The organism is Vibrio furnissii CIP 102972, assembly GCF_000176175.1.
In the GTDB taxonomy this organism is placed as follows: Bacteria; Pseudomonadota; Gammaproteobacteria; order Enterobacterales; family Vibrionaceae; genus Vibrio; species Vibrio furnissii.
The window spans coordinates 43,572-50,130 of record NZ_ACZP01000008.1 but is presented as its reverse complement, the minus strand read 5'-3'; the positions used below and the strand labels follow the sequence as shown (position 1 = coordinate 50,130).

General features: G+C 48.7%; 9 protein-coding genes. 3 read left to right on the top strand and 6 right to left on the bottom strand.

The features are described from left to right. Window positions 1–106: sodium:alanine symporter family protein (locus VFA_RS23865; protein WP_148532553.1), on the bottom strand; the 106-nt coding region annotated here is incomplete at its 3' end. A 695-nt stretch (window positions 107–801) separates the two neighbouring features. Here VFA_RS23865 and VFA_RS01290 point away from each other — a divergent pair. Beyond that, entirely contained in the window at window positions 802–981 is a 180-nt protein-coding gene (locus VFA_RS01290) for a DUF3545 family protein (protein WP_004724158.1), read from the top strand. A gap of 50 nt (window positions 982–1,031) precedes the next feature. Here the strand turns inward: VFA_RS01290 and VFA_RS01285 are convergent, their stop codons facing one another. Together VFA_RS01285 and ung are read right to left on the bottom strand one after the other, a co-directional pair. Next, entirely contained in the window at window positions 1,032–1,583 is a 552-nt protein-coding gene (locus tag VFA_RS01285; protein ID WP_014205722.1) for a hemerythrin domain-containing protein, read from the bottom strand. 91 nt (window positions 1,584–1,674) lie between these two features. Next, window positions 1,675–2,352, bottom strand: a complete 678-nt coding sequence (ung, locus tag VFA_RS01280) for a uracil-DNA glycosylase (RefSeq protein WP_004724156.1) — start codon at window positions 2,350–2,352, stop codon at window positions 1,675–1,677. Window positions 2,353–2,420: 68 nt separating this feature from the next. Here ung and VFA_RS23860 point away from each other — a divergent pair, with 68 nt between their 5' ends. After that, window positions 2,421–2,588, top strand: a complete 168-nt coding sequence (locus VFA_RS23860) for a hypothetical protein (RefSeq protein ID WP_004724155.1) — start codon at window positions 2,421–2,423, stop codon at window positions 2,586–2,588. 73 nt (window positions 2,589–2,661) lie between these two features. Here the strand turns inward: VFA_RS23860 and nfo are convergent, their stop codons facing one another. Continuing rightward, a complete protein-coding gene (gene nfo, locus VFA_RS01275; protein WP_004724154.1) occupies window positions 2,662–3,540 on the bottom strand; it encodes a deoxyribonuclease IV in 879 nt (292 codons plus the stop codon). A 325-nt stretch (window positions 3,541–3,865) separates the two neighbouring features. Here nfo and grcA point away from each other — a divergent pair, with 325 nt between their 5' ends. Continuing rightward, the gene (gene grcA / locus VFA_RS01270; RefSeq protein ID WP_004724153.1) at window positions 3,866–4,243 is read left to right on the top strand and encodes an autonomous glycyl radical cofactor GrcA; all 378 of its coding nucleotides are present in this window, start codon (window positions 3,866–3,868) and stop codon (window positions 4,241–4,243) included. 75 nt (window positions 4,244–4,318) lie between these two features. Here the strand turns inward: grcA and thrC are convergent, their stop codons facing one another. Further along, window positions 4,319–5,602 (bottom strand): threonine synthase, encoded by a 1,284-nt coding sequence (gene thrC / locus VFA_RS01265; RefSeq protein WP_004724152.1) that lies wholly within the window; start codon window positions 5,600–5,602, stop codon window positions 4,319–4,321. Further along, window positions 5,599–6,555: a homoserine kinase gene (gene thrB / locus VFA_RS01260; RefSeq protein WP_004724151.1), complete on the bottom strand. Its 957-nt coding sequence runs from the start codon at window positions 6,553–6,555 to the stop codon at window positions 5,599–5,601. The genes thrC and thrB overlap by 4 nt, the downstream gene beginning before the upstream one ends. Window positions 6,556–6,559 lie beyond the last annotated feature (4 nt).

Sequence of the window (6,559 nt, the reverse complement as noted above, 5' to 3'; positions counted from 1 at the left end):
GGATAAAGCCTAAACGTAGAGTGAAGTAAATACCCACACCCACTAAAAGATAAACCAGAATCGATCCCCAAAGCAGATCGTTCATTAAGTTAATTAAGTCTGTCACAAGAACCTCTCGTAGAGTGATTGCGCTGATCTGAGTGTCACTCAGCATGACAAATGCACTTTCGCATCCCGCGAAGTTATCTGAATTGTGGTTACATTTGATGCCATTAAGCCAGCCGAAAAGGCTGTCCAAATAAACCAGCGTATTTTTTGACGGGCGGATAATGCAACCTGAGGTGGCAAAAATCAATATGCAATGTATTGCTTTTGATTGTTATTTTTTACTATAAAATCACTATTCATTAACACGCAACCAATCAAACCAGCTACAACAACAGAGCAAAATACTATCTTTTTCGCAACATTTCAGAGCAAAAAGCAACCATAAAAACCTTATTGCATAAAGTTAATCTCACCCCCTGAGAATAAAGGGGTTCGACGTTCAGGCAGGGAAATTTGTCAGTAAAAAGTCATATTTTGAAATCAATTGGACATTTATTAACCACTCAATCATTCCACCGCGAACTCGTCAACACCTTTTTAACAACCGCTTGAACGCAATAAAAACGTTTGCGCGATTCAACTGCTGCTTTTTTACTCAAAAATTTGGCCTAAAAACTGTGAATCACAGTAAAAAAACTCATCAAAGCTTCATCCAAACGAAACAAATGAGAAACAAATCAAAGTTACGCTTCGGCTAACTGTGCTATTTAGACAGCACTCATGAAATGATGACAACGACAATGAGGCTAGATTATGGATGACTTGCACTTCGATGAACTGTTGGATAGGGAAATCACGAAGATCCGCGCGAACCGAGCCAAACCGGTCAAGCGTATGTGGAGAGAAATCGAAGCCATTCGTGATAAGAAGCGACTGGAAAAAGAGCTTCTCGATATGGATATTTGTCTGGAGATCAACGACATCAAATTATGAAATAAAAAGGCACCTTCGGGTGCCTTTTTATTTCCGTGCATTGACTGGCATCAGGTGCATTCAGATTCGCTTTTACGGACGCGACGCGCCAATTGCGCGAACCGCTCAGCGATGGTTTCCCCAAACACCGGATCGTCTTCATTTTCATTCCATTGTGATTCGACGTTCTGCCAATCGCTGACCGTAAAGGTACGGTTGATCAGCGGTAGAATGGACTGTTCTTCCATCTCCAAGTGGCGGCGCTGCGCATCGATAAACGCTTCCAGCTTCTCAATGATCACCGCTTGAGGCACCACGGCATCTTGCAAAATCATCTCCACGATATCGAGAAACGCATGCGTCTGCTCAGACAACGTCACGTGTTCCTTCTCCAAATCGGCCACGGTTTGAAGCTCACCATAATGCGCCATATAGTAGCGGTAGATGATGTCCTCTTTTGGGTGATGGACCGTTTCAGAGTGACTGCCCAGGTAATCCACGATTTCTTTTACCAAGGTATAATTGATGGCCTGTTCGGATTTGAGCAATTTCAGCTTGTCACGCAGAATCGCCAGTAACCGAGTCATATAGCCATGCTCGCGTCTGATTCTCTCAATCATCATCGTGTTTCTCCCTTACACATACTTTCTGTAAGTGTATATAAGGTTTCAAAAACACGCTTTGATTCTGGTCGAAAAAACGCCAATCTATCGGTTAATCGAGGTGCGGTTGCCAATCGATCGGGGCTTTGCCTTGCGCTTCAAGCAACTGATTGGTTTGCGAAAAGTGGCGACACCCTAAAAAGCCACGATGCGCTGATAACGGGGACGGGTGCGGCGCCATCAGCACATGATGACGCTGACGATCAATCATACGGCCTTTCTTCTGAGCATGTGCCCCCCACAACAAGAACACGATGCCTTCGCCATTCTGATTGAGCGCATCGATCACGCGATCCGTAAAGGTTTCCCAGCCCGTGTTAGCATGCGAATGGGCTTTGCCCTGCTCCACCGTCAAGACGGTGTTGAGTAAGAGAACGCCTTGGTCAGCCCAGCTTTTGAGGTAACCGTGATTGGGGATTTGAAAACCGGGAATATCTTGCGCCAGCTCTTTATACATGTTGACTAAAGAGGGCGGTGTTTTGATGCCGGGTTGCACAGAAAAACACATCCCGTGAGCCTGATTCGGCCCATGGTAAGGATCTTGGCCCAGAATCACCACTTTGACTTGGTCAAATTCGGTGTAGCGAAAGGCGTTAAACACATCTTTGGCTGGCGGAAAAATCACCTTCCCCGCGTGTCGCTCCGCTTCCACAAATGCCAGTGTGTGCTGAAAATAGTCTTGCTGTTTCTCTGTGCCAATAACGTCATGCCAAGTCAGTGACTGAGTCATAAAAGATCCTTATTCCTTGAACAATAAGGGCGATTGTACCCTGATTTGCTCTTCGTCGTCAGGCGTCTATGATGACTCAGTGTTTGACGGGCATCGCACCAACTAATGGTGGGGACGACTACGTTGTGGTGAACGATGATGCCCTTGCCCATGCACATGGCGGTTTGGCACCGGCATGCGAGGAACAGCGCGAGCAATGGCGTGAATTGCAACAGGGTGAGCTGAGTTCATATTGACATCCTTACTGACATGACACTTACACGAAAATGTAATGAAAGAAAGATGCCAATAGTGTGAATCCGCTTGAAATTATGACACCTGACGATGAAATTCGCGCAATGTGTTGATCTCATCCGCCCAAATATCCGGATCAATCGTTTCTAAAATCAATGGGATACCATTGAAGCGAGGATCTTTGGCAATGTATTCAAAGCAGTGCCAGCCGATCTCCCCTTTCCCCAGCGAATGATGACGGTCGACACGGCTGCCATGGGCCGACTTTGAATCATTAATATGCATTGCCCTTAAATAGTGCATGCCCACAATGCGGTCGAATTCGGCGAATGTGGCTTCACACGCTTCAGGGGTGCGCAGGTCGTAACCGGCGGCAAAGGTGTGGCAAGTATCCAGACACACACCGACGCGCGATTTATCTTCAACCTGATCAATGATTTCCGCTAAGTGTTCAAAACGCCACCCGAGGTTAGTCCCCTGCCCAGCAGTGTTCTCAATGACCGCAATCACCTCAGGAACCGCCTGATGCGCAAGGTTGATTGATTCCGCGATCGTACGCAGGCATTCGCTTTCGCTCACTTGCTTTAAATGACTACCGGGATGGAAATTCAACAGCGTGAGCCCCAATTGCTGACAACGTTCCATCTCATCAATAAAGGCTTCACGTGATTTTGCTAGCTTGTCAGCTTCCGGCGCGCCGAGGTTAATCAGGTAGGAGTCATGCGGCAAAATATGTTCTGCGGCAAAGCCCAAACGCTGGCAATTGGCTTTAAAGGCACGAATGGTTGCCGCTTCAAGCGGTTTGGCCACCCATTGGCGCTGGTTTTTGGTAAACAGTGCAAACGCATTGGCGCCAATCTCTTTGGCACGCAATGGCGCCTGATCAACCCCACCCGAGGCGGACACATGGGCGCCAATAAACTTGTTTTCAGAATCGATTTTACTGTTTGTCATTTAATCACTTCACACTTTCAGTTTGGCCGCCTAACTGCCTGATCTCATGTCATCGCCGACGGGTTATAGGTTTATTTTGTAGTAAAATTACAACAAAATACAAATTAAACTATGTTTTAAACTTTAAACTAAATTGTAAATACTTTGTTTTTAAACAACTTATTGACCAAAATCAAAGTATTCCCCTTGAAGAAAATAAGGTTTTTTGTTGTTTTTTGACCTAAATCAATACTATCATCATGGATATTGGCTATATAATACGAAGCTCAATAAAATTTGAAAATTAACACCAATAAATGCCACGTTTGTGGACTAGGAGATAGTGATGATCCAAGGTATTCAAATTACTAAAGCCGCTAATGATGACCTACTTAACTCCATTTGGCTAATCGACAGTGAAGCCAATGAAGCACGTTGTGTTGCCGCCGTTGCCGGTTACGACGCTGATCAGGTTGTTGCGATCAATGAACTGGGTGAATTCGAAAGCCGTGAAGTGGCGATTGAAACCACACCTCGTATTGAAGGGGGTCAACACCTGAACGTGAACGTGCTAAAACGTGAAACGTTGGAAGATGCGGTTGCGAATCCAGAAAAATACCCACAGCTGACCATTCGCGTGTCAGGCTACGCGGTACGTTTTAACTCGCTGACGCCAGAGCAGCAACGTGACGTGATCGCACGTACATTTACAGAATCTCTGTAATCTCAGATGCATGAAAAAAGCGGCGCCGATGAGGGCGCCGCTTTTTTATTCTCTTTAGCCACTCACGTGAGCCAATTAAGGCTGCACTTTGACCAGCAAGGCTTTCAGTGCGTCAAAGTCATTGTCGAGATCAACCGACAGCAACTCCATGACCGCATGTTTGGCAAGCGGCGCCGGCAGTTCGATATCCGTCCCTAAAATCTCATCGACGACTTCTTTAAATTTCGCCGGATGCGCCGTACACAAGAACAGACCGGTTTCGCCCGGTTGCAGTTGCTCGTTGAGTACGCGGTACGCAATCGCGCCGTGTGGTTCACACAAATAGCCGAGCGCATTGAGCTCTTGCACCGATTGCGCACTTTCGTGGTCAAGCACCGCCCCTTTGCCCAATGTTTCCAGGCCCCAATCTTTCAGGCGGCATAGCTCTTCAATGCGTGGCCAGTTGTTTGGCTGACTCACATCCATTGCATTTGACGTGGTCGCGACCGTCGGTTTCGGATCCCATTGACCGGTTTCCAGATAACGAGGCACCGTATCGTTGGCGTTCGTTGCGGCAATGAACCGTTTGATCGGCAGACCCAGCGCTTTGGCCAGCAGGCCCGCCGTCAGGTTACCAAAGTTACCACTCGGGACCGAGATCACCAGATTCTCGCGCTCTGCCTTGCTCATCTGCGATGCTGCTTCAAAGTAGTAACAGATTTGCGCCATCAGGCGGCTGATATTGATCGAGTTCGCAGAGTTGAGGCCGATCTGCTGACGCAGCTCAGCGTCATCAAACGCTTTTTTCACTAGCGCCTGACAAGCATCGAAGTCGCCATTGATGGCCACAGTATGAATATTTTGACCCAGCGTGCAGAACAGCTTCTCTTGCAATGGGCTGATCTTGCCTTTCGGATACAGAATCACCACGTTGATGTCTTCCATGCCGTAGAAGGCGTGGGCCACCGCCGCACCGGTATCGCCCGATGTTGCGGTCAGAATGGTGATTTTACCGCCGTTCGACACCGCTGCCAGAGATTGGGCCATAAAGCGCCCCCCGAAGTCTTTAAACGCCAGGGTTGGACCGTGGAACAGCTCCAGCGCATAGACGCCATCTTTGACTGACTGAATCGGCGCAGGGAATTGGAATGCCGCATCCACCATCGCATTCACTTTGTCTTCCGGTAGCTCATCGCCAATCAGCGCAGACAGAATCTTGGTGCTGCGAGAGACGAAATCTTCCGCCAGCAGCGCATCAATATCGTCAAACTTGGGTAATTCCGACGGGAAAAACAGACCTTGGTTGCGGCCTAACCCTTGGCGCACGGCTTGGCCAAAGGAGACTTGTTCATCATTTTCTTTTATGTTGTAAAGCTTCATAGCTCACTTCCTGTAACTTTCGAACCGTTCTTGTCGAGGCGACAAATGTGCACGAATCCTTCTTCATTTTGGACGTAGTTTTGTTCAAGCCAACGAGCGACACGCTCTGCGACATCTTTATCTTTGCATACGCTAAACAGCGTTGGACCACTGCCTGATATCCCGGTCGCCAGTGCCCCTGCAGACGCCGCGTATTTACGCGCATCGGCAAAGCCCGGCAGCAGTTTCTCACGATATGGTTCTGCGATCACGTCTTTGATCATCTTCGCCGCCAGCTCCGGCTGGTTGGTATGACACGCATGAATAAAGCCCGCCAGATAACGGCCGTGTGCGATGATGTCCTGACGACGATATTGCGACGGCAGAATCGCACGTGCTTCCGCGGTCGAGACTTTGATGCCCGGATACGCCATCACCCAGTACCACTCATCAAAACAAGGCACTTCCTGGCTGATGATACCGAGCTCTTCCAACATCAGTTGCACGCCGCCCAAATAGCATGGCGCCACGTTGTCGTAATGCACACCGCCGGAAATTTTACCTTCCATTTCTCCCATCAGTGCCAGCAACTCAGTGTCGTTCAGCGGTTGGCCATGGAAACGGTTCAGTGCATCGAGTGCAGCCACAATCGAGCAGGCACTGGAACCCAGTCCTGAGCCGATCGGCATGTTTTTCTCCAGCGTCATGTCCAGCGGTTTGAGGGCAATCTGCTTTTTATCCAGCTCGCGCGCAAACACGGTCCAACAGTCGTACACGATGTTTTCTTTGGGATCCGTGGGCAGCTTAGAGACGAAGCTGCCCGCTGTTTTCAGTGTGAATGGTTCGCTGCCCGACTTGACCTGCACGCGGTCACCCAACAGAGTGCCGTCGACTGGGGACACCGCGGCCCCCAGCACATCGAACCCCACACTGACGTTACCAATGGATGCCGGCGCATAAACAACGACACTCATATCA